The sequence below is a fragment of the Mesorhizobium sp. B2-4-17 genome (assembly GCF_006441275.1).
Classification (GTDB): Bacteria; Pseudomonadota; Alphaproteobacteria; order Rhizobiales; family Rhizobiaceae; genus Mesorhizobium.
The window spans coordinates 349252-371196 of sequence record NZ_VFUX01000001.1 but is presented as its reverse complement, the minus strand read 5'-3'; the positions used below and the strand labels follow the sequence as shown (position 1 = coordinate 371196).

Here is a 21945-nt window from a genome sequence, read left to right as displayed (position 1 = left end):
TGTTTGGCGAGAGGGCGCGGCAAGCCGCGCCCTCTGTTCAGTGTATCTCGGAGGCTATCAGAAGAAGCCGAGCTTCTTCGGGCTGTAGCTGACCAGCATGTTCTTGGTCTGCTGATAGTGGTCGAGCATCATCTTGTGCGTCTCGCGGCCGATGCCGGACTGCTTGTAGCCACCGAACGCAGCGTGCGCCGGATAGGCGTGGTAGCAATTGGTCCAGACGCGGCCCGCCTGGATCGCCCGGCCGAAGCGGTAGGCCCGGTTGCCGTCGCGCGTCCAGATGCCGGCGCCGAGGCCGTAGAGCGTGTCGTTGGCGATCGACAGCGCGTCATCGTCGTCCTTGAAGGTCGTCACCGAGACCACCGGCCCAAAGATCTCCTCCTGGAAGATGCGCATCTTGTTGTGGCCCTTGAACACGGTGGGCTTGACGTAATAGCCGCCCGCCAGATCGCCAGGCAGGACATTGCGCGCGCCGCCTGCCAGCACCTCGGCGCCTTCCTGGCGGCCGATGTCGATGTAGGACAGGATCTTTTCCAACTGCTCGGACGAGGCCTGCGCCCCTATCATCGTGGCCGGGTCGAGCGGATCGCCCTGCACGATCGCCTCGACGCGCTTGAGAGCACGCTCCATGAACCTGTCATAGATCGATTCATGGATGAGGGCGCGGCTCGGGCAGGTACAGACCTCGCCCTGGTTCAGCGCGAACATGACGAAGCCCTCGATCGCCTTGTCGAAGAAATCGTCGTCCTCGGCGACGACATCCTTGAAGAAGATGTTGGGCGACTTCCCGCCCAGTTCGAGCGTGACGGGAATGAGGTTCTGGCTGGCATACTGCATGATAAGCCTGCCCGTCGTGGTCTCGCCGGTAAACGCGATCTTGGCAATACGCGGCGAGGACGCGAGCGGCTTGCCGGCCTCGAGGCCGAAGCCGTTGACGATGTTGAGCACGCCCGCCGGCAGCAGGTCGCCGACAAGATCGGCCCAGAGCAAGATGGCGGCTGGCGTCTGCTCGGCAGGCTTCAGCACGACGCAATTGCCGGCCGCAAGCGCGGGGGCAAGCTTCCAGCATGCCATCAGCAGCGGAAAGTTCCACGGGATGATCTGACCAACCACGCCGAGCGGCTCATGGAAGTGGTAGGCAACGGTGTCGTCGTCGATCTGGGAAAGGCTGCCTTCCTGGCCGCGCAGGGCGCCGGCGAAATAGCGGAAATGGTCAATGGCAAGCGGCAGGTCGGCCGCGGTGGTTTCGCGGATCGGCTTGCCGTTATCCCAAGTTTCGGCCATCGCCAGCAGATCGAGATTCTTCTCCATGCGGTCGGCGATGCGGTTGAGGATGAGCGACCGCTCGGCCACGCTGGTGCGCGCCCAGGCGTCCTTGGCCGCGTGCGCCGCGTCGAGGGCGGCCTCAATGTCCTGAGCGTCCGAGCGCGCGACTTCGCATAGCAACTGACCATTTACCGGCGAGAAGTTTTCGAAATAGCGGCCGGAGCGTGGCTCGACCCATTTGCCGCCAATAAAATTGCCATAGCGCCTGTTGAAGGGCGCCTTGACCGAGCGCGAGAATTCAACCTTGTTCACATCTTCCTCCCAAAGCTGACGCCGCGGGATGCGGCGCGTGGAGGACATATGCTTGTGTGTGGGCTGATTGTCAGGCCGCTGAAACCTGGTCTTGCGTGCGAGTGTCGCAGAACTGAGACAGTTGTGTCGGCAAGCTCAGTGCGCGCGCCTCAATTCGAAGCGCTTCAGCTTGCGATGCAGTGTCGCGCGGCTAATTCCGAGCGCCTCGGCGGCTGCTGAAATGTTGCCCGAGGTATGAGCCAGGGCTCTCTGAAGAGCAGCGCGCTCGGCCCGGTCGAGGCTGCCTTCCATTCCTTCGGCGCCACTCAACACGTCCATTGCGGCCAAGCTTCGTGCCAGCGATTCCTGGGAAATGCCCAATGCGATCCGCGCCGAGCGCGTCGCTCCCACCACGAGATCGTCGGAATCGATCGCGATCAACCCGCCCAGCCCACTATTCGCTTCCGGAAGGAGAAGCACGCGAGCCCGCGGGAATGCTCGACGGAAGTTCTCAGCCTCGATGCGCCGCGCGGCGTCCGCGACGGCCATCGAGATCAGGTTCGTGAATGCCTCGGTGAGATCGGCGCGACAGGACGAAATGTCGAGCGCCCCTGCGAGATTGCCTTCGTGATCATAGATCGGCACTGTCGTGCAGCTCAGCAACGTGTTGCGCGCGTAGAAGTGCTGATCGCGATGGATTGTCAGCGCCCGCCGCTCGGCTAGGCAGGTGCCGATGCCATTGGTCCCCTCGCTCTCCTCGCTCCAGATCGAGCCCGTCCACAATCCCCAATCCTCGAAGGTCTCGTCGTCGGAGGCAGCGCCACGGCGATCCATGGCCACTCCGTCGCGGTCGGACAGAAGCACGCAGCAGCCAACTCCGCCAACCGCAAGATAGAGCCTGTCGAGGCTGGACTGCGCCGCCATCTGCAGCGGTTCGACGTTCTGCTTGGCTTTTCTGAACTCGGCATCCGTCAGACGCTTGGGCGATTTGCGCTCGCCCGGATCGAGCCGATGCAGCTTCTTCGATGATCGCTGCCACGATGCGACCAATGCCGATTTCGCCGCCGCGTCGGAATTGACTGCCGCCCGGACGCGGTCTTCATGATGGCCGGCTGATTGCCCGTTCACGCCGTTCTCCCGCCTTCGCAACTTTCCCTTTTGCCTGTCCGGTTGGCCTTGCTCACGATATGCCTTGAGTGTTTCCCAAGTCCGCCATCGACCTGTCAATTCGTCGAAGGGACTAGTTTGTACCATACGGCATCCAGGCGGAATTTGATCCGGCGCAAATCATTGCTGGCTGCACGGGGACAAGTTGTCGGCGCGATCTCGACTAGATTTGACTGTACGATGCCGTGCAGAACCATGGGGAATGATGCGGGAAGATCTCCCAAAATAGTCCATGAAAAAACCAAATAAAATTAACGCTCCAAATGCGTCCTCCGGACCCGCCAAGAGCAACAACGAGAAGACGTCGGTCGACTTCGCCCAAGCCCTCCAAAAATGTGATACCTATTGTGATACCTATTGTGATACAAATTCGCGTCGTTGGCACGAAAAGAATAATAAAAACAAGTTGTTATATGACGTATCGATCCCAGCCAACGGTACCATCGGGTTATTTCCAACAAATCATTGATATTATTTTATAAATCCTCGCTTGGCGACTTGGATATCACGGCTGGTTTCTTCAACAGGCGGGGAATCGTTTCCACCCGAATCATCAAAGACGGTTTTCGACGAGCGACTACGGTCCAACAGACGGCTGCGCTGACCTGCTCGCGGCGGTAGTCAGCTGCCATCGGCAGCGCCGCCGCCACCTAACCTGACAGGCCGGTCGATCGCGAAATTCTTGGAAGAAATCTTGGCGAATAGAATGCATCGTTGAGATCGGAACCGTTGTTGAAGTGCCACGTTCAACCGACGGGGGACGGCCTTCAACAGGAGAAGTTCATGCGTAACATTCTGATCGCTCTGGCTGCAGTGTCCGCACTGGCGACACCGAACCTCGCGCAATCGGCGACCGCTACGACGACTGGAACGTATGTCACCGCAAAGCCTACCGATATTCTGAGCTACAACCTGATCGGGCTTAATATCGTAAATGGCGCTAACGAGACCGTCGGGGAAATCAAGGATCTCCTCATCTCCGATGGCACGCTTGCCGGCTACATCGTTTCGGTGGGCGGCTTCCTCGGCATTGGAGAGCACTACGTGATCGTTTCGCCGGCTGCTGTGAAGGTCAATTACTCCGAGAACGACAAAAAGTGGGCGGCCACCATGGACGCCACCAAGGACCAGCTAAAGGCTGCGCCGGAGTTCAAGTACGAAGGCCGTTGGAGCAAGTAGGCTTTTCCTGCGGCACCGGACGCACATTCCGGACCCTGCGGCTCGATCAGAAAATCCGCATTATGGTTCTCAGTCCAACCTGTCTTTGCGCGGCCGCTCACAGTCATTCCCGGTTGCGAACGAGACACATCGACAAGGAGACCTTTTATGACAACGGCCAAGAAGAAATCATCTGAAAAGAAAAGCGAAGCAATGCGCTTGGCGGAGACGACCGACGTATCGCCGAAGCAGGCTGACGATCTCATTCGCAAGCACGGCGGTGACAAGAAGAAGGTTGAAAAGGAAGCCAAGAATTTCAAGGCCGAAGGATAGGCTCTAGCGCGCACCTTGGCCCACTGCAGCGTCACCTGCGAATGACCGCCTTGATCGCGGCCGCGTGGTTCTCTTCATTTCCATCGGGGCCTCGAACGCGTTCTTGGCCTGATGGCTGCCTGCAGGAATCCGATCCGAGCCGTGCTTTCCGCTCACCGGCCTCGTTACACCGGAACACGAAGCACCCAAGCGCGTTTCTGTTCAGCGGCCGGTTGGGCTGTACTGGAGAACTATCACATGAGCTTGGGCACAATCCTTATCATCATCTTGATCCTTGCATTGCTGGGCGGATTCAGCGGCCTGGGAGGCGGTCCGTTCTACGGGACCGGCTATTATGGCGGAGGCGGTCTTGGGCTGTTGCTGATTATCATAATTATCCTCGTGGTCCTGGGCCGCATCTGACCGGCAGCGCCCAGCGGGCGGCATAGGTGGGCGAGTGGAAACGCACCCCGGGCGCATGTTTGGCCCCGGGAACAAAGCAGACCACGGAAAGCCGTAACGGGACGCTGGCTGGCCACAAGCGTAAGCCTGGCGCGTCGAGGAGAAGTGATGAACAATGAGCCTGTAGAGGCGCCAGTCCCCCGCAAGGGCATGCCAAGTCCCCGGCTCGACGAGGCCGAATTCAAAAGCCGGTACAAAGAGCAATTTTTCGATCCGGCGTTTCAACCGCATGAGGCGGCAATCGATGCACTCGCCGAAGTCGCCTGGCAGGCCTACAGGGACTCCAGGAAGAGCCCGGTCACCCGCAAGGCAGGCGCGGAATTTGCTGATCCTGATTACGACCTGTCGGTCGAATGGCTTTCCGCGCGTGATGCCATTCGCGATGCCCAGGAAAGATATGAGGACAGGGCGCGAACGCCGACCATCCTCATCGTCAACGGATCGTCGCGCAGTCAGCATACCTGTCCGGGCGAAATGTCGAAAAGCTTCCGGTTGGCCGAAATCGCAAGGTCAACCATCCAAGACGAAGCTCGGCTGGACGCCGAGATTTTGGATTTGTCTCGTCTCGCTTCAGAATATGGCCGCAACATTCACCCCTGCAAGGCATGTTTCTCGACCGCGGCGGCGCTGTGCCATTGGCCTTGTTCATGCTATCCCAATCACTCTCTCGGCCAGACCCAGGACTGGATGAACGACATCTATCCGCTTTGGGTCGCCGCGCACGGTGTCATGGTCATCACGCCAGTGAATTGGTACCAGGTTTCCTCACCCGTGAAGCTCATGATGGACCGGCTTGTGTGTGCGGACGGAGGCAACCCCGACCCAACGCTCACGCACGGCAAGGATGCTACCGAGGCAAAGAAGGTCGAAATGAGCGGCTGGGACTACCCGCGCCATCTTGCGGGCCGGCTGTTTTCCGTCGTGGTCCACGGCGATGTCGAAGGCGTGGAAAATGTGCGACGGTCATTGTCCGATTGGCTCTGCTTCATGAAACTTTCGCCGGCGGGAGCCTATGCCGAACTTGATCGCTATATCGGCTATTGGAAGCCGTACGCGACCAGCCATCAGGAACTCGATGCCAACGAGGCTGTGCAAGAAGAGGTGCGCAATGCCGCGCGAGCCCTCGCCGAGGCCGTCGCGGAGCGCAGGGCGGGCCGACTGAAGCCGATCGGCTCGAACCTCAAAAATCCGCACCCTAAATGACTTGCGGACGTCCATGGCATATTGAGGCGCCCTTCTTCCGGTATCCTGCTGCCGCCAGTGCCTTGGGGCGCGGTTCTCAGGCGAACAGACCGGTGGCCGCACCCCTGCACGAAAACAGGCCATTGAGCCACGCGGACCGCTATCTTGGCTCGTTATTCATGCTCAGATAGGTGGGATCGAATTCGGCGATCCCTGCCAGCCGGTCCCAGTCCGAAATCGTCACCGTGTGATTTGACCAGGCGACGACTTCTAGCCGCTTTAGGGAAGCGATCACCCGGTTCATGTGCACAACAGACAGGCCCAACACATCGGCCATCTCGGCTTGCGAGAGAGGCAGGCTGAAGCTCATGCCCTCAGTACGATTGACCACGCGCAGCCGCACGAAGAGCTCGCAGATCAGATGAGCGAGGTGCGAAGTCTTGGATCGTCGTCCCATCGCCACGATCCACTCGCGATGGATCGCGCCATCAATGAGCGTGTCCAGCCACAAAAGGCGCGTCAGGTGAGGAGCCCGTTCGGTAAGCATCTTCAGCTTGCTGTGGTCGGCAAAGGCCACGCGGCAAGGCGAAAGGGCGACAATGCCGTGGTCCATGGTTTTTAGGAGAAATGCATGAAGATCGACAAAGTCACCGGTCACCTGCAATGAAGTGAACTGACGTCCGCCGTTCTCCAGCACTTTATAGCGCGCGGCAAAGCCATCCAATATCAAGGTGCTGTAGGCGGGGCGGGATCCGGCCGCAACGATATCCTGGCCGACGGCGAAGTCCCGACCCGTGGACATGATGCCGGCCAGGAGGGTCTTTTCCTCATTGGAAAGGTCGTCATGTTGGCCGAGCTGCAGATAAAGGGGGTCAAGCATCATCTTAGCCTCGATCGAACGCATAGGCCGCTGATGCGGATCGGGCACAACGGATGGGCGGGAGCTGCAAGGCGCCCCTCAGTTAGAGATACTACATAGAGATACCACATTCTTCGAAGCTGCGCGTCTTCAAATGCTTGTCCCAGACGGCGCAGGACGGAGCACGCTCGGTTCGGGCTTACGGGAACTTTTCGGGATGTTCGACGTTCGCGGCACCATGACAATTTTCTATTTCGACGTGGAAGAGAATGGCAACCTGGCGCGAGACCGGCACGGCATCGATTGCGCTGACTTCGATCATGCCAAGAAAGAAGCCATCCAAGCGATTGTGGACATGACGCGCGATGCCTTACCGGATGGGGATCATCACGAACTGCGAGTGACGGTCCGTGACGGATCCGGAGCCGTAGTGGTTGGAGTTACGCTTAATTTCGATGCACGGGGCGCTGATCGGCAGTGATGCGGGAGCAATGTTACGAGACGAAGTGCATGCGCCGACGCTGGCGCCGGCGAAGGGCCGCGGCTCCGGAGAGCGAAGGCGGAAGTTCAAGCAACTCAACTTAACCGATGGTGCCGGAACGGTGCCGTAGTTGTGTCCTCGCTATTTATCGCCCTTCGTTTTCAGCGCGTCGCCCAAATCCCGCTTGTCGGGATCCTGCAGGTTTTCGCCGCTGGCATCGCGATCGATATCGGGGTCATCCTTTGCCGGGCGATATCCGCGAGGGCGGTTTTCCGGAGGGCCTTCCCAGCGCGATTTCTCATTCGTGGTGCCTTGTGCAGCGTTACGCGAGCCTGCCATGACCAAGCCTCCTTCGTCGTGGTGTTCGGGCATGTCCTTGAGCTGATCCTTCGTCCATGTCGTGACGGCGTGCACTTCTCCGTCTTCGTCACGCATGAAGTCCAGCTGGCTGGCAGGAACAGCGACAGGTTTGGCGCCGATGCCCAGAAAGCCGCCGACATCGATGACGACTTCGGTTGCCGGGCCGGTACCATGGACGTGCGAGACGGAACCGATTTTCTCGTCGTTGGGACCGTAAATGGCGGCGTCTTCGAGAATTGTCGGCGTCAATTCGCTGGCGGTGAGCCGGACGTGATTGGTGTGATCCATCGTCATGCCTCCTCACGGGTTTATTTTTCGTAATCCCGTGAATGGTCATCCGTTCCATCCGAATGCAGGAAACGTTCATCGGTCACCGAGGCCGTTATGAACCAGATGACGTCACGCGCCACACCGTATTGCCGACATCGTCCGCTATGAGCAGTGCGCCGGACTTGTCGATCGCCACACCAACCGGCCGCCCTCTCGCTTCGCCCTTCTCGTTCAGAAAACCCGTGACGACGTCCTGCGCCACTCCATTTGGGTGACCGCCGCTGAACGGCACGAAGACAACCTTGTAGCCATTGAAGCGAGCGCGGTCCCAACTGCCGTGCTCGCCGATGAAGGCGCCCCCGCGATAGGATTGCGGCAGGCTGGTCCCGGTGTAGAAAGCCAGTCCAAGCGGCGCGACATGGGAACTCAACGCGTAGTCGGGCGGAATTGCCTTTGCAACCAGATCCGGCCGCTGCGGCATGACGCGCGGGTCGACATGTTGTCCGTAATAGCTGTAGGGCCAGCCATAGAACGCACCATCCTTCACCGATGTCAGGTAATCCGGAACCAGATTCGGGCCGAGTTCGTCCCGTTCGTTGATGACCGCCCAGAGCGCTCCGCTCTCAGGCTCAAGCGACAGACCATTGGGATTGCGCAGTCCGCTGGCGAAGATACGCGAACGTCCCGTCGCCCGGTCGACTTCCCAGATCGCGGCGCGATCCTTCTCGGCCTGGATGCCGTTTTCGGTGATGTTGCTGTTCGAACCGACGCCGACATAAAGCAGCGAGCCGTCGTGGCTGGCGACCAGGCTTTTCGTCCAATGGTGATCGATCGGTCCGCCCGGCAACTCCGTCACTACCGTCCCCGGCGCTGTGATCTTGGTGTCGCCCGGCTGATAGGGATAACGCAAGATCGCGTCGGTGTCGGCGACGTAGAGATCGTTGCCCACCAGCGCCACGCCGAATGGCGAGTTCAGATGGTCGAGGAATACGCCCTGATACTCCGGCACGCCGTCGCCATTGGCGTCGCGCAATAAGGTGATGCGATTGCTCGGACCGCTGTCGCCGCCCGAGGTCGTTATCGATTCGATCCAGCCCATCACCAGATCCTTTGGCCGTTTGATCGATGGCGCGGGCGGCGCCTTGGATTCCACGACCAGAATGTCGCCATTGGGCAGCACATAAAGCGAGCGCGGGTGCTGAAGCCCCTTGGCCAGCGCCTTGATCTGCAAGCCTTGGGCTACGGTTGGTTTCTCGTCGTCGTTCTTCCATCCCACCACGGAGGCAAGATGCATCGGCGGGAACAGATACTGGTTTATGTCAGGCAGTTTCGGGTTCGCACCGATCTGCGTGCTCGGGTCGGTGTTGTCGTCGCTGCAGCCGGCGACACCGAAGGCAGTGGCGCACAGAAGCGCCACCGTCGTCAATCTGAAGGTTCGATCAAAGTGTCTCATCGGCCACTCCTACGTGATGGCGATAGACCAGGGCCCAGCCGAGCCAGCCTGTAACAATCAGGATAAGTACGACCAGTGTCGACAGGATCAGCCCTGTTGGCACGACCGAGGTCCAGGCGTCGCGCGTGTGCACGAGCATGTTGAAGAACGCCAGGATGAGTGCGACGAGATTGCCGGCCATGTGCAGCCAGGCGACCGGTTGTGCCCGTATCTCGCCCTCGCCGATGAAATCGACGAGGCCTGCAATGCCCGCCAGAATGCCGACAATGACACCGACGGTGACAAGCCAGGCCGAGAAGTCGGCCCACATCATCTCTGCCGTCCGCCAGTAGGTTATGTCCGTGAGAAAGGTTCCGACGAAGCAGGCTATCGGAATCGTGACCAGCATTGGATGAATTGGATGGCCGGAAATTCTGGCCGTCGATCTCGGGTTTTCCCTGTCCATTTTGGAATTCCTTCCCACCAGCTGGTGCTCGGAAAACAACCAGACGATTGTGAGAAAGTTCCCCTGGGATTTGCCCAGTCACTGGAAGGTGAATGAGGCCACTGGAAGGTGAAAAGAGGCCTTGCCGGATCAACGGCTAGGCTCCTACCCAGTTGGTGGCCTCTTTGAATCGCGCCTGCGTCTGGCTACATATTGCTCGCCGGTCGGGATGGTGGCCGTGGGCGGTAGGATGGCACTTGGCGTGGCTTTACCGGGACATCGGAGAGCGAGTTTCGGATCGGCCTGACAGGTTTTGGTGAAGCAGCAACACGCCGGCGCAACATAGCGGCCGACAATCTCTCAAGCAGTTCTCTAACTTCCATCGGACTCATCTCCTCCCGAGAGAGCCGCCCGCCAGACGTTACTTATCACTTGAAACCGACGCCCGCATTTAATTTTGACATATCGGGCCGTCGGCCGCGTCGCCGGCGTTTTGTCGCTTGCGACAGGGCGAGCGCATCCGTTTCCCGGGCACGCCGCTGCGTTGCGACCATTTGACTTGTTGGAGGCTGATGGGGTCAAAAACTTGTGACAGCCGGCGTGGTGCCGGAACCATCCCTACGACGCGCCGTTAGCTCACACGGGCGTTTCAGCAAATTCGGCGAGGGGATGCCGCAGGTCTTTTCCAAGAGCGCCAATGGTGTCGCCCGCTTCGTGATTTGGGCCATATGCGCAGCGTTGCTTCTAGCCATCGTGATCGGCATCGCCATGCCGCGCTCAGGTTTCGTGACCGGTGTGGGCCAGGCCGTGGCTCAACCCGTCCCGTTCAGCCACAAGCATCATGTCGGCCAACTCGGGCTCGACTGCCGGTACTGTCACAATGGCGTCGAGACCTCGTCATCGGCCGGGCTGCCGGCCACCGAAGTCTGCATGACGTGCCATTCGCAGCTGTTCACCAACGCCGATATGCTGGCGCCGGTGCGGGCGAGCCTGGCATCAGGGCATCCGCTCGAATGGCAGCGCGTCAACAGCGTTCCCGACTTCGTCTACTTCAATCATTCGATTCACATCGCCAAGGGCGTCGCCTGCGAGACATGCCATGGCGAGGTCGACGATATGCCGCTGACCGCGCGGGCGCATTCGCTGAGCATGGGCTGGTGCCTCGATTGCCATCGCAATCCCCAGCCCAATCTGCGGCCACCGCAGGACGTGTTCCTGATGCATTGGAAACCGCCTGACGACATCGCGCAGATCAGGCGCTCACTGATCAGTTTGCTCGACATCCACCCCGAAACGATGACGGATTGCTATGTCTGCCATCGCTGATATCAGGCCAATTCCGACCGCCGGGATCGCCGCCTTGCGCGAGCAACTTTCGAACGGCCATGACGTGTGGCGGAGCCTCGACGAGATTGCCCGCACAGCTGAATTCCTGCGCTTCGTCGAAGCCGAATTCCCGGCATTGGCCGACCGCCCCCCAAGCCGCATCGACCGGCGCACGATGCTGAAAGTGATGGGCGCTTCGCTGTCGCTTGCCGGGCTTACCGCCTGCAGCGAGGCGCGGAGCATCGTTCCCTATGTGCGTCAGCCTGAAAATGTCGTACCCGGCAAGCCACGCTATTATGCAACGACGCTTTCAAGCGACGGCTTCGGCATCGGCGCCGTCCTGGAAAGCCATGAGGGACGCCCGACCAAGGTCGAGGGAAATCCCGACCACCCAGCCTCGCGCGGTGCCACCGATGCCATCATGCAGGCGGCTGTGCTCACCCTGTTTGATCCCGACCGCTCCCGCACGCCGCTGAAAGATGGCGAGCCCGCGGCCTACGGCGACTTCCTCAGGGATATGGCGGCGCTCGCTTCCAGGCTGGCTGGGTCGGGCGGCCTGGGCGCGGCCCTGCTGATGGAAGCAACGACATCGCCGACAGCGAAGGTCCAGGTCGAAGCCCTGCGGGCACAATATCCGCGGTTGAAGATCTTCCGTCACGATCCACTTGCAACGACTGCTGGCGCGCAGGCATCGATGGCACTGTTCGGTAAAGCATTGATGCCCGTCTACCGTTTCGACCGCGCGGAGACGATCTTCAGCCTCGACGCGGATTTCCTCGGGGAGGGGCCTGGCCGGCTTGCCTATGCGCGCGATTTCGCCGCGCGGCGGCGGGTGCGCGCGCCAAACGACAGCATGAGCCGGCTCTATGCGGTGGAATCGACGCCGACCATTACAGGCGCGGCCGCCGACCATCGTCTCGCGATGCGGCCGAGCGAAATCGAGGCTGTTGCGGCTGCACTGGATGCTGTGCTGGGCGATCAAGCAAATTCGACGCCTTCTATTGTTGATCCTGCATGGATGGCGGCGCTGACGCAGGATTTGCAGGGGGCGGGCGCCAAAGCGCTGGTCGTGCCCGGCGCGCATCAAAGCGCCTTCGTGCATGCCTGCGCTCTTGCCGCCAATGCAAAGCTTGGCTCCCTCGGCAACACGGTGGAATTCATCGAGTCGCCGGATGAGGTTCGCTCCGACGGCGATCTGGCAGCACTGCGCAGCGCGATCGCCGACCACTCGATCGATACGGTCGTGGTGCTCGGCGCAAACCCGTTGCACACCGCGCCGTCCGATCTCGACGTCCACCAATTGTTCTCCGAATTGAAGCTGCTCATCCACTTCGGCCTTTACAGGGACGAAACGGCACTTCATGCCCACTGGCATGTGCCGGCCGCGCATGAGCTGGAAAGCTGGAGCGACAGTCGTGCCTATGATGGCGTCGCCTCGATCGTGCAGCCGCTTATCGAGCCGCTTTTCGGCGGCAAGACCATTCACGAGATTCTCGCTGCTCTCAGTGGCCGCTTCGATGCCGATGCGCTGGCGCTGGTCCGCCAGACCTGGAAAGCCCTCGACGACACCGCCTGGCGCAAGGCCCTGCGCGACGGCCTTGTGCCGGACAGCGCGTCCAAGCCAGTGCCGGTCACAATGGCGCCGGAGCTGGGCGGGTTGCAGCACCACCCGGTGACCGCGAACGGCTTCGATATCCGTTTCGTTGCCGATCCATGGCTTCGCGACGGGCGTTACGCCAATGCCTCATGGCTGCAGGAACTACCGCGCCCGCTGACCAAGCTCGTCTGGGGCAATGCCGCCTTGATCTCGCCTTCGAGCGCCGAACGGCTGAAGCTCAAGAATGGCGGGATCATAAACATCGCACGAGGTAGGGCGAACATCGATGCGCCGATCTGGATCACGCCAGGGCATCCGGATGACACGGTGACGCTTTCCCTGGGCTTCGGCCGCAAGGTCGGTTCGGTGGCAGCGCTGGCTCACGGCTACGATGCATTTCAGTTGCGCACGAGCTTTGCGGAATGGGTCGCCACCGGCGCCACGGTAATTCCGCGCGAGAGCAAGGCGGAGCTTATCACCACGCAGCACCACCAGGCGATGGAAGGCCGCGCCATCGTCCGGCACGCTTCGCTCGATGGTTTCCGCGAGAACCCAGGCTTTGTCCGTGACGGCGTTCCGCGCGCGCCAACGGAGTCGCTCTACCCCGACTGGAACTATGACGAAGAAGCCTGGGCCATGGCGATCGACCTGTCGGCCTGCATCGGCTGCATGGCCTGCGTATCCGCCTGCCAGTCCGAGAACAACATCGCGACTGTTGGTCCTGACGAATGCGCGCGCGGCCACGAGATGCACTGGCTGCGGATCGATCGTTACTATTCCGGCCCGGTCGATACGCCTGATCTGTTCTTCCAGCCGGTGCCCTGCATGCATTGCGAGAAAGCGCCGTGCGAGGTGGTCTGTCCGGTCAACGCGACCGTGCACACCCATGACGGCTTGAACGCGCAAGTCTACAACAGGTGCATCGGCACGCGCTATTGTTCGCAGAACTGTCCGTACAAGGTGCGGCGCTTCAACTTCCTCGGTCATCAATCCTTCGACAAGGACGAGGCCGGCCCCGAGCAGGCCGTGCACAATCCGAATGTCAGCGTGCGCTCGCGCGGCGTGATGGAAAAATGCACCTATTGCGTCCAGCGGATCAGCGCCAGGCGCATCCAGGCACAGATCGAAAACCGCGACATTGCCGATGGCGAGGTCGTGACGGCCTGCCAGCAGGCCTGCCCGACACGAGCCATAACCTTCGGCGACCAGAACAAGAAGGCCTCCAAGGTCGTCCAGGAGAAGAGCGCGCCGCATAATTATGCGCTGCTCGAAGAGCTCAACACCAGACCGCGCACCACCTATCTCGGCAAGATCAGGAACAGCAACCCTAAGCTTGTTCAGCCGGGCGAGAAGGCCGATGGCTGAGGTGGCCGCCAGGAGCACGGCCGTGCTGCGCGGCCGTCATGATTTTCCCGAAATCAGCGGGCGCATCGGCGCGATCGTGCTGGATGGCCGGCTGCCGCGCCATTTCTGGACAGCGTTCTTCTTCTGCTTTCTCCTGGTGCTCGTCTTCCTTTACTCCATCACCTACCTGATCTCGGTCGGCGTCGGCGCCTATGGCATCGACATCCCTGTCGCCTGGGGCACGATGATCTCGAATTTCGTCTGGTGGATCGGCATCGGTCATGCCGGCACATTGATTTCGGCCGTGCTGCTGTTGCTGCGCCAGCCATGGCGTGCCTCGATCAACCGCTTTGCCGAGGCAATGACGCTGTTTGCGGTCGCCATGGCCGGTCTTTTTCCGATCCTGCATCTGGGACGGCCTTGGTTCTTCTACTGGCTGCTGCCTTTGCCCAACACGCATATGCATTGGCCGCAGTGGCGAAGTCCGCTGGTGTGGGATTTCGCGGCAATCTCTACCTACGCCATCGTCTCTCTGCTCTTCTGGTACATGGGGCTGCTGCCCGACCTTGCCGTGCTGCGCGACAGGGCGAAGTCGCGCGCCGGGCAGCTCTTCTACGGCATACTGGCGCTTGGCTGGCGCGGCTCCGCCTTCCACTGGGCGCGCTATCAGACGGTCTATTTCCTGATGGCGGCATTGGCCACGCCCCTGGTCGTTTCGGTGCATTCGATCGTCGCGCTTGATTTCACCTTCGCCATCACGCCCGGCTATCACTCCACGATCTTCCCGCCCTATTTCGTCGCCGGCGCCTTGCTGTCCGGTTTCGCCATGGTGCTCACCATCGCCATTCCGCTGCGCTGGGCTTTTTCGGTCGAGGACCTTATCACGCTCAAGCACATGGACAATGCCGGCAAGCTGATGATCGCCGCGGGCATGATCGTCATCTACGGCTACGCGTCGGAAGCCTTCTTCGCCTGGTATTCGGGCGAGCCTTACGAGCGCGCGATGATGTGGCAGCGCGCCTTCGGCCCCTATGCGCCGCTGTTCTGGGTGATGCTGGCCTGCAATTGCGGCGCGCTGCAATTGCTCTGGTTCCGGCGCGTGCGCCTCAACATGCCGCTGCTGTTCGCGATCGCGCTGGTCATTAACATCGGTATGTGGCTCGAGCGCTACATCATCGTCGTCACCGGGCCGAGCCGTGACTACCTGCCATCGTCATGGGGCGAGCAGTCGTTGACTTGGCTCGATTTCGGCATCCTGTTCGGTTCGGTCGGCACCTTCTTCGCGCTCGTCTTCCTGTTCATCCGCATTCTTCCTGCCATCACCATCTTCGAGGTCGAGGAACTGGCCGAGGAAAAGGGACAGGCGACATGAGCCTGCACGGCATCATCGCGGTGTTCGCCGATCCCGAAGCGCTGATCGAAGCGGCACGCACGATGCGCGCGCGTGGCTACCGGCGCATGGATGCCTTCTCGCCCTTCCCGGTGCGCGGGCTGGCCGAAATACTCGGCATGCCGAAATCGCGCCTGCCCTGGGTCGTTCTTGGCGGCGGCATTCTGGGCGCGGTTTTGGTCTACGCACTGATCCTCTACTCGGTCGAGATCGACTATCCCGTCAATGTCGGCGGCCGGCCGTTGCATTCCTGGCCGGCCTTCACCGTCATCGCCTTCGAGGCTGCGATACTGGGAGCGGCCCTGGCCGGTTTTGTCGGCATGCTGAGCGCCAACCGGCTGCCGCGATATTACCATCCAGTGTTCAACGCCGGCAGCTTCAGCTATGCGCGCGGCGGCAAGTTCTACCTCTTCATCGAGGCCGCCGACCCGAAATTCCGCAAGCGGGTGACCAAAGGCCAACTGACGCGGCTGGGCGCGCAAAGCGTCGAGGAGGTGGAAGCGTGAAGGCGCGGTTCGCCCTGCTTCTGGCTACCATGTTCATCGCCGGCTGCCGCCAGGATATGGAAAACCAGCCGCGCTACAATCCGCTCGCGAAAAGTGACCAATTCGCCGACGGCATGTCGGCGCGAATGCCGGCCAAGGGGACGGTCGCGCGCGACGCCGATCTCTCGCCGGTGCCCGATACTTTCCCCTATCCGATCACGATGGCGCTGCTGCAACGCGGCCGGCACCGTTTCGACATCTTCTGTTCGCCTTGCCATGGCCGCACCGGCGACGGCCACGGCATGATCGTCCAGCGCGGTTTTCCGGCGCCACCTTCCTATCACCAGGACGTCCTGCGCAAGGCGTCAGACAGACATATCTACGATGTCATCACGGACGGCTATGGCGCGATGTATTCTTATGCCGCGCGTGTGGCGCCTGCCGATCGCTGGGCGATCGTCGCCTATGTCAGGGCCTTGCAGTATTCGCGGGACGCGCCCGTTGCCGGGCTTGCCGAAGGCCTGCGCGCCCGGCTCGAGGCGGAGGCGGCGCGATGATGCGGTTTGCCGTCGATCGTTGCACAGGGTTCGCGCTGGTCGCCGCGGCAGCAGGATTGCTGTCCTGCGTGGCAGGAGGTGCCGTCGATGTCCGGGCGATGCTGGCCGCCTGGCTCACCACGGCGCTTTTCCTGATCGGCTTGCCGCTTGGCGCGCTGACCATATTGATGGTGCACGGGCTGACCGGCGGGCGATGGGGCGAGGCGGTCCGCCAGCCGCTGCGCACGCTGGTGGTGACACTGCCGCTGGGCCTGCTTTTTCTCCTGCCGGTGCTGTTCCGGCTCGACCTCGTCTTTCCCTGGGCAAGCACCGATGGGGCAGCGCTGCCCGAAACGGTGCGCGAGAAACTGGCCTATCTGAACGTCCCGTTTTTCCTGCTGCGTTTCGTGGTCTGTGCCGCGATCTGGCTTTCGTTGGCGTGGCTTGTACTCGGCTGGACAGCGGAGGACGAAAGCAGCGATCGTCGGGATGCGGGCAAAGGTTGCGCCGCCGGGCTGATTGTCCACGGTGTGGCGGTTACGGTCTTCGCCATCGACTGGATGCTGTCGCTCGAGCCGGAGTTCACCTCGACCATCTATGCATTCCTGGAAGCAGCCTCGGAAGTCGTGGGCGCCTTCGCCCTTGCCATGATCATGCTCGCGGCAAAGCGCGCCATCGAGATCCTGCCTGGCGGCGAGGAGGACGTGGCGTTGAGCGAAGACGTCGCCAACATGGCGTTCGGTTTCATGCTGATGTGGGCCTATCTCGCCTTCATGCAGTGGCTGGTGATCTGGGGCGGCGACCTGCCGGAGGAGATCCACTGGTATATCATCCGCAGCAGCCATGGCTGGCAGTATCTGCTCTGGCTTCTGATCGCGGGTCAGTTCGCCCTGCCGCTGGCCGCTTTCCTTAGCCGGGATGTAAAGCGCAGCCATGCAGGTCTGCTCGGGCTCGCCGGCATCGTGCTTGCCGGCCACTTCATCGATATTTTCTGGCGGATCCGGCCGGCGCTTTTCAATGGCGGTGCGCAGGAGCTTTGGTGCGATCTGGCAGCGATGGCGGGTGCCGGCGGACTCTGGCTGGCGCTGTTGTTCTTCTTGGCTAAGCGACCCGACGTGATCGCTCTCTGGCGGCGGAGGCCTGCACATGGCTAAGGTCGCCCGCCACCCCGAAAACCGCGATGTCTGGCCGCGCGCGCTGCTCGGCTTTGGTGCCGGGCTGCTGTTGTTTTTGGCCGTAGCTGCAATCGCCATCAGGCTCGTCTTCGACACATCGCCATTTTGGCCGTCGCCTGGCGCTGCGACATTGTCCAATCAGGCAAGTCCGGCGTTGCAGCCGGCGCCGGAAAGCGACCTCGCCGGTTTCCGAGCGCAAGAGGATCGGGAATTGCAGGAACTTGGCTGGGTCGATCGCGCCGCGGGCATTGCCCGCATTCCGATCGACGAGGCGATGTCGGCGCTCGTCAGCCATGGCCTGCCCGATTGGGGTCAGCAGGCGGCAACGACCGGCGGCGGCAATTGCCCATTGCTTGCAGAGGGCGTGCCGCGCACGCCGCAGGCGGATCGCTGCCGTGGATCGGCATCGCACAATGGCGGGGCGGTTCCATGAAGGGTTGGCTCGTCGCGCTGGGTCTGCTCATCGCCATGCCGGCCACCGCGGCCGAGCGCCCGAGCTTCGATCCGCAAATCGGCGCGCAACTCGATCTTGGCCGGACGCTTCGCGATGTGGCCGGGAAACAGCGAACGCTCGGCGAAACGCTCGGCGGGCGCCCCGCGCTGCTTATCTTCGGCTATGACAAATGCCCCAATCTTTGCGGCGTCACCCAACAAGCGGTTGCCTCGGACCTGAAGAAGATATCGCTCAGTCCGGCAAGCTACCGAGCGCTGTTCGTCTCCATCGATGCTGCCGAAACAACCGGCGACGCCGCCGATGTGCAGGCCGCGATCGCGCCTGTAGCTGGCGATGGACTGTCTTCGTGGCGGTTCCTCACCAGTGCTGACGGCGCCGGCGCGGCTCTTGCCGCGCAAGCCGGCATTGCCTTCGACAAACGCGCCGGCATCGACCAGTTCGTCCATCCGATCGCCATCATTGCGTTGACGCCGGCGGGCCGCATAGCGCAGGTGCTGCCGGCGCTGACCTTCACGCCGCGCGATCTCGAACTGGCACTGGTCGAGGCGTCCGCGGGCAAGCTTGGCTCGATCGCCGACCATGTCTTTTTGCTTTGTGCCGGCTTCGACACGTCGAAAGGTCAATACACGCCGGCGATCTGGGCTGCCCTGAAGGTGGCGGGCATCGCGACGGTTCTTGGGCTCGCAATGACGATCCTGCTGCTGATGCGCGGGAGGCGCGCATGAGCTTCGGCATCCCGTTTTTTCCGCAGCAAGCGTCGTCCGCCGCAGGCAGCGTCGATGTGCTGTTCTATACGTTGCTCGCCTTTGCCATCGCGCTTGGTCTCTCGCTCACCTTTCTCGTGGTCGGCTATGCCGTCAAATACCGCGTCGGTTCGCCTGCCGATCGTACCGGGGAGCGAGCGCGCAGCCTGCCACTGGAATTGACCTGGACCGTCGCCAGCCTGGTCATCGCCTTCATCTTTTTCGGCTGGGGCGCCGTCCTGTTTGTCCGCCGCGACCATCCGCCGCCGAATGCCATCGAGATCGCCGGTCTCGGCAAGCAATGGATGTGGGAGTTTCGCCATCCTGGCGGCCAGCGCGAGATCAACGAATTGCACGTGCCGGTCGGCAGAGCCGTGGTGGTGTCCCTGGCATCGCAGGATGTCATCCACTCGTTTTTTGTTCCCGCCTTCAGGGTCAAGCAGGACGCCGTGCCGGGGCGCACCACCCATGTCTGGTTCATCGCCACGGAACCAGGCCGTTACCATCTGTTCTGCGCCCAATATTGCGGCACGCAGCACTCCGAGATGGGCGGCTGGGTGACCGCGATGGCGCCGGAGCAGTATGCCTCCTGGCTGGAGAACCAAGGCGAGGGGGAAACGCTGGCAGCGAGCGGCGAAAAGCTGTTCCGGGCGCTTGGCTGTTCGGGCTGCCACGGCAATTCGAGCAAGGTCAGGGCGCCTTCGCTAGCGGGTATTTTCGGCCGGCCCGTGGCGTTGGCCAACCAGCAGACGGTGATCGCCGACGAACGCTATCTGCGCGATTCCATCCTTGTCCCCAACAAGGAGATCGCCGCCGGCTATGAACCGGTGATGCCGAGTTTCGACGGGTTGGTCGACGAAGGGGAACTGCAGATGCTGCTCGCCTATCTCAAGTCGCTTTCACCTCGGGAGCCGGTAAAAAACGAGGCAGTACGATGAGCGTTTCCGCAGCGGCCGCAAGCTATCTGGGCGAAGGCAGTGGCCCGCGCGCCTGGTTGCTGACGACGGACCACAAGCGGGTGGCCTGGCTCTACCTCGTTTCGCTGACCGCTTTCTTCTTCCTTGGCGGCGCCTTCGCCGTCCTGATCCGCATCGAACTTGCGACGCCGGCCGGCGATCTCGTCTCCGATGATGTCTACAACAGGTTGTTTTCGCTGCACGGCATCATCATGGTCTGGTTCTTCCTGGTGCCGTCGATCCCAGCGACGCTCGGCAATTTCCTGCTGCCGCTGATGATCGGCGCGCGCGATCTTGCCTTCCCGCGCCTCAACCTTGCCAGCTGGTATGTGTTCATTTTTGGCAGCTTCTTCGCCCTTTTCTCCGTCGTTGCCGGCGGCGTCGACACTGGCTGGACCTTCTACACGCCGCTGTCGACGCTCTATGCCAACGGGTTCGTCTCGTCCGCCGCCCTTGGCGTCTTCATCGTCGGGTTTTCGACGATCATGACCGGCATCAATTTCATCGTCACCGTGCACACGCTGCGCGCGCCGGGCCTCACCTGGTTCCGGCTGCCGATCTTCGTCTGGACGATGTATGCGACGGCCCTGGTGATGGTGCTGGCGACGCCGGTCCTTGCCGCGTCGCTGATCCTGATCGTTCTGGAGCGCGTCTTCGGCATCGGCATCTTCAACCCCAGACTTGGTGGCGATCCGCTGCTGTTTCAGCACCTGTTCTGGTTCTACTCGCATCCGGCGGTCTACATCATGATCCTGCCCGGCATGGGTGTCGTGTCGGAAGTGTTGCCCTGCTTCAGCCGCCGGCCGCTGTTCGGCTACAAGGCGGTCGCCCTGTCCTCGATGGCGATTGCCGTCTTCGGCTTCCTGGTCTGGGGCCATCATATGTTCGTCAGCGGGCAATCGGCCTATGCCGGCGTGGTGTTTTCGTTCCTGTCCTTCTGCGTCGCCATCCCTTCCGCGATCAAGGTTTTCAACTGGAGCCTGACATTGCGCAAGGGTGAGATCAGCTTCGAGACCTCGATGCTCTATGCGCTGTTTTTCCTGGCGCTGTTCACTTTCGGCGGCCTGGCCGGCCTGTTTCTGGCGGCTCTCGCCATCGATGTGCACGTGCACGACACCTACTTCGTCGTCGCCCATTTCCACTACATCATGGTCGGCGGCATGGTGACCGCCTATATGGCCGGCCTGCATTTCTGGTGGCCGAAGCTCACTGGCCGCATGTATTCCGAGACCTGGGGGCGCATCACGGCGACAGTGACGTTTCTCGGCTTCAACCTCACTTTCTTCCCGCAATACATGCTGGGTTTCCTCGGCATGCCGCGGCGCTATCACACCTACCCGCCGGAGTTCCAATTCTGGCACGTGCTGTCGTCGGCGGGCGCCGTGGTGCTGGCTATCGGCTATCTCTTGCCTCTGTTCTACCTCAACTGGTCGCTGTTCCGCGGCGCGCGGGCCCCGGACAATCCATGGCAGGCGACCGGCTTGGAGTGGCAGACGAGTTCGCCGCCACCGCCGCACAATTTCGAGACGATGCCGGTGGTGACGCGGCCGGCTTATGCCTACGACATGAAGGGGCTGGAGCATGAACGCTTCAGCCCGCATCTGGAGGTGGGCCAGTGAGTAGCCAGACGCAGAGCATCGCCTTCGACAATGCATCTTGCGAGGAGGCAGCCGACACCTTGGCCATGTGGGTGTTCATCGGCTCCGAGGCGATGCTCTTCGGTGCCATTTTCCTGGTTTTTCTCATCGCGCATATGAACTATGGCGCCGCCTTCGCTGCGGCGTCCAAACGCCTGTCATTGCCGCTTGGCACGTTGAACACAGCCATATTGATCACCAGTAGCTTCACCATGGCGCTGGCGCATATGTATTCGGCGGGCGGTCGCTGGCGCGCGGCAATCTGGGCGCTGGCGGCGACCTCTCTGCTCGGACTTGGTTTCCTGGCCGTCAAGGCGGTCGAATACAGCAAGGAGTTCAGCGAGGGGCTGGCGCCCGTTCTCGGCGCGCCGTTCAGCTATACCGGACCGGACCCCGTTCACGCAGAATTCTTCTTCGGCCTCTATTTCGCGATGACCTTCCTGCATGCCCTGCATCTGATTGCGGGCATTCTCGCTATCGCCGGGGTGCTTGCGTTGTGGTCTCATGCCAATCCAGCCGGCAGGGCTCGCCGGATCCAAGCCGTCGGTCTTTACTGGCATTTCGTCGACATCGTCTGGGTCTTCCTGTTTCCGATCCTCTATCTGATCAACCGGGGATGA

The 21945-nt window shown here is 61.5% G+C and carries 22 protein-coding genes and 1 pseudogene; 16 read left to right on the top strand and 7 right to left on the bottom strand.

The window, feature by feature from the left end; all coding sequences use genetic code 11:
* Positions 1–57: 57 nt before the first annotated feature.
* Both adh and FJ548_RS01595 read right to left on the bottom strand, forming a co-directional pair.
* Positions 58–1575: an aldehyde dehydrogenase gene (gene adh / locus FJ548_RS01600; RefSeq protein WP_140776421.1), complete on the bottom strand. Its 1518-nt coding sequence runs from the start codon at positions 1573–1575 to the stop codon at positions 58–60.
* 135 nt (positions 1576–1710) lie between these two features.
* A complete protein-coding gene (locus FJ548_RS01595; protein ID WP_140776419.1) occupies positions 1711–2682 on the bottom strand; it encodes a helix-turn-helix domain-containing protein in 972 nt (323 codons plus the stop codon).
* A gap of 822 nt (positions 2683–3504) precedes the next feature.
* Here FJ548_RS01595 and FJ548_RS01590 point away from each other — a divergent pair.
* The 4 genes from FJ548_RS01590 (at position 3505) to FJ548_RS01580 (ending at position 5856) form a co-directional block, all read left to right on the top strand.
* Entirely contained in the window at positions 3505–3900 is a 396-nt protein-coding gene (locus FJ548_RS01590) for a PRC-barrel domain-containing protein (protein ID WP_140764148.1), read from the top strand.
* A 147-nt stretch (positions 3901–4047) separates the two neighbouring features.
* Positions 4048–4212 (top strand): hypothetical protein, encoded by a 165-nt coding sequence (locus tag FJ548_RS29730; protein WP_181165629.1) that lies wholly within the window; start codon positions 4048–4050, stop codon positions 4210–4212.
* 237 nt (positions 4213–4449) lie between these two features.
* Positions 4450–4614 (top strand): DUF3309 family protein, encoded by a 165-nt coding sequence (locus FJ548_RS01585; RefSeq protein WP_140610360.1) that lies wholly within the window; start codon positions 4450–4452, stop codon positions 4612–4614.
* Between the two features lie 147 nt (positions 4615–4761).
* Entirely contained in the window at positions 4762–5856 is a 1095-nt protein-coding gene (locus tag FJ548_RS01580) for a flavodoxin family protein (protein ID WP_181168677.1), read from the top strand.
* Between the two features lie 139 nt (positions 5857–5995).
* On the opposite strand, the gene FJ548_RS01575 is transcribed toward FJ548_RS01580, so the two are convergent.
* Positions 5996–6715, bottom strand: coding sequence for a Crp/Fnr family transcriptional regulator (locus tag FJ548_RS01575; protein ID WP_140610425.1), 720 nt, complete (start codon positions 6713–6715; stop codon positions 5996–5998).
* A gap of 196 nt (positions 6716–6911) precedes the next feature.
* Here FJ548_RS01575 and FJ548_RS01570 point away from each other — a divergent pair, with 196 nt between their 5' ends.
* Positions 6912–7175: a hypothetical protein gene (locus tag FJ548_RS01570; RefSeq protein ID WP_140764145.1), complete on the top strand. Its 264-nt coding sequence runs from the start codon at positions 6912–6914 to the stop codon at positions 7173–7175.
* 141 nt (positions 7176–7316) lie between these two features.
* On the opposite strand, the gene FJ548_RS01565 is transcribed toward FJ548_RS01570, so the two are convergent.
* The 4 genes and pseudogenes from FJ548_RS01565 to FJ548_RS01550 form a co-directional block, all read right to left on the bottom strand.
* Positions 7317–7514 (bottom strand): hypothetical protein, encoded by a 198-nt coding sequence (locus FJ548_RS01565; protein ID WP_140764277.1) that lies wholly within the window; start codon positions 7512–7514, stop codon positions 7317–7319.
* A gap of 15 nt (positions 7515–7529) precedes the next feature.
* Positions 7530–7823 (bottom strand): annotated as a pseudogene (locus FJ548_RS01560) (PRC-barrel domain-containing protein); the annotation flags it as partial.
* A gap of 94 nt (positions 7824–7917) precedes the next feature.
* The gene (locus FJ548_RS01555) at positions 7918–9258 is read right to left on the bottom strand and encodes a sorbosone dehydrogenase family protein (protein ID WP_140776417.1); all 1341 of its coding nucleotides are present in this window, start codon (positions 9256–9258) and stop codon (positions 7918–7920) included.
* Positions 9245–9703: a DUF2231 domain-containing protein gene (locus tag FJ548_RS01550; protein ID WP_140610362.1), complete on the bottom strand. Its 459-nt coding sequence runs from the start codon at positions 9701–9703 to the stop codon at positions 9245–9247. The genes FJ548_RS01555 and FJ548_RS01550 overlap by 14 nt, the downstream gene beginning before the upstream one ends.
* A 648-nt stretch (positions 9704–10351) precedes the next feature.
* Here FJ548_RS01550 and FJ548_RS01545 point away from each other — a divergent pair.
* From FJ548_RS01545 to FJ548_RS01495, 11 genes are read left to right on the top strand one after another with little or no spacing between them, the layout of a single operon-like run.
* Positions 10352–11008: a cytochrome c3 family protein gene (locus FJ548_RS01545; RefSeq protein ID WP_140776415.1), complete on the top strand. Its 657-nt coding sequence runs from the start codon at positions 10352–10354 to the stop codon at positions 11006–11008.
* Positions 10992–13970 carry a TAT-variant-translocated molybdopterin oxidoreductase gene (locus FJ548_RS01540; protein WP_140776413.1) on the top strand — a complete coding sequence of 993 codons (2979 nt, stop codon included), beginning with the start codon at positions 10992–10994 and terminating at the stop codon, positions 13968–13970. The genes FJ548_RS01545 and FJ548_RS01540 overlap by 17 nt, the downstream gene beginning before the upstream one ends.
* Positions 13963–15321 carry an NrfD/PsrC family molybdoenzyme membrane anchor subunit gene (nrfD, locus tag FJ548_RS01535; protein WP_140610365.1) on the top strand — a complete coding sequence of 453 codons (1359 nt, stop codon included), beginning with the start codon at positions 13963–13965 and terminating at the stop codon, positions 15319–15321. Before FJ548_RS01540 ends, nrfD begins: the two co-directional genes overlap by 8 nt.
* A complete protein-coding gene (locus FJ548_RS01530; protein WP_140776411.1) occupies positions 15318–15845 on the top strand; it encodes a DUF3341 domain-containing protein in 528 nt (175 codons plus the stop codon). The genes nrfD and FJ548_RS01530 overlap by 4 nt, the downstream gene beginning before the upstream one ends.
* Positions 15842–16381, top strand: a complete 540-nt coding sequence (locus tag FJ548_RS01525) for a cytochrome c (protein ID WP_246678528.1) — start codon at positions 15842–15844, stop codon at positions 16379–16381. The genes FJ548_RS01530 and FJ548_RS01525 overlap by 4 nt, the downstream gene beginning before the upstream one ends.
* Entirely contained in the window at positions 16378–17514 is a 1137-nt protein-coding gene (locus FJ548_RS01520; RefSeq protein WP_140776409.1) for a hypothetical protein, read from the top strand. Before FJ548_RS01525 ends, FJ548_RS01520 begins: the two co-directional genes overlap by 4 nt.
* A complete protein-coding gene (locus tag FJ548_RS01515) occupies positions 17507–17968 on the top strand; it encodes a hypothetical protein (RefSeq protein WP_140764134.1) in 462 nt (153 codons plus the stop codon). Before FJ548_RS01520 ends, FJ548_RS01515 begins: the two co-directional genes overlap by 8 nt.
* Positions 17965–18714, top strand: coding sequence for an SCO family protein (locus tag FJ548_RS01510; RefSeq protein WP_140776407.1), 750 nt, complete (start codon positions 17965–17967; stop codon positions 18712–18714). Before FJ548_RS01515 ends, FJ548_RS01510 begins: the two co-directional genes overlap by 4 nt.
* The gene (gene coxB / locus FJ548_RS01505; RefSeq protein WP_140776405.1) at positions 18711–19670 is read left to right on the top strand and encodes a cytochrome c oxidase subunit II; all 960 of its coding nucleotides are present in this window, start codon (positions 18711–18713) and stop codon (positions 19668–19670) included. Before FJ548_RS01510 ends, coxB begins: the two co-directional genes overlap by 4 nt.
* A complete protein-coding gene (gene ctaD / locus FJ548_RS01500) occupies positions 19667–21307 on the top strand; it encodes a cytochrome c oxidase subunit I (RefSeq protein ID WP_140776403.1) in 1641 nt (546 codons plus the stop codon). The genes coxB and ctaD overlap by 4 nt, the downstream gene beginning before the upstream one ends.
* Positions 21304–21945, top strand: a complete 642-nt coding sequence (locus tag FJ548_RS01495) for a cytochrome c oxidase subunit 3 (protein ID WP_140776401.1) — start codon at positions 21304–21306, stop codon at positions 21943–21945. The genes ctaD and FJ548_RS01495 overlap by 4 nt, the downstream gene beginning before the upstream one ends.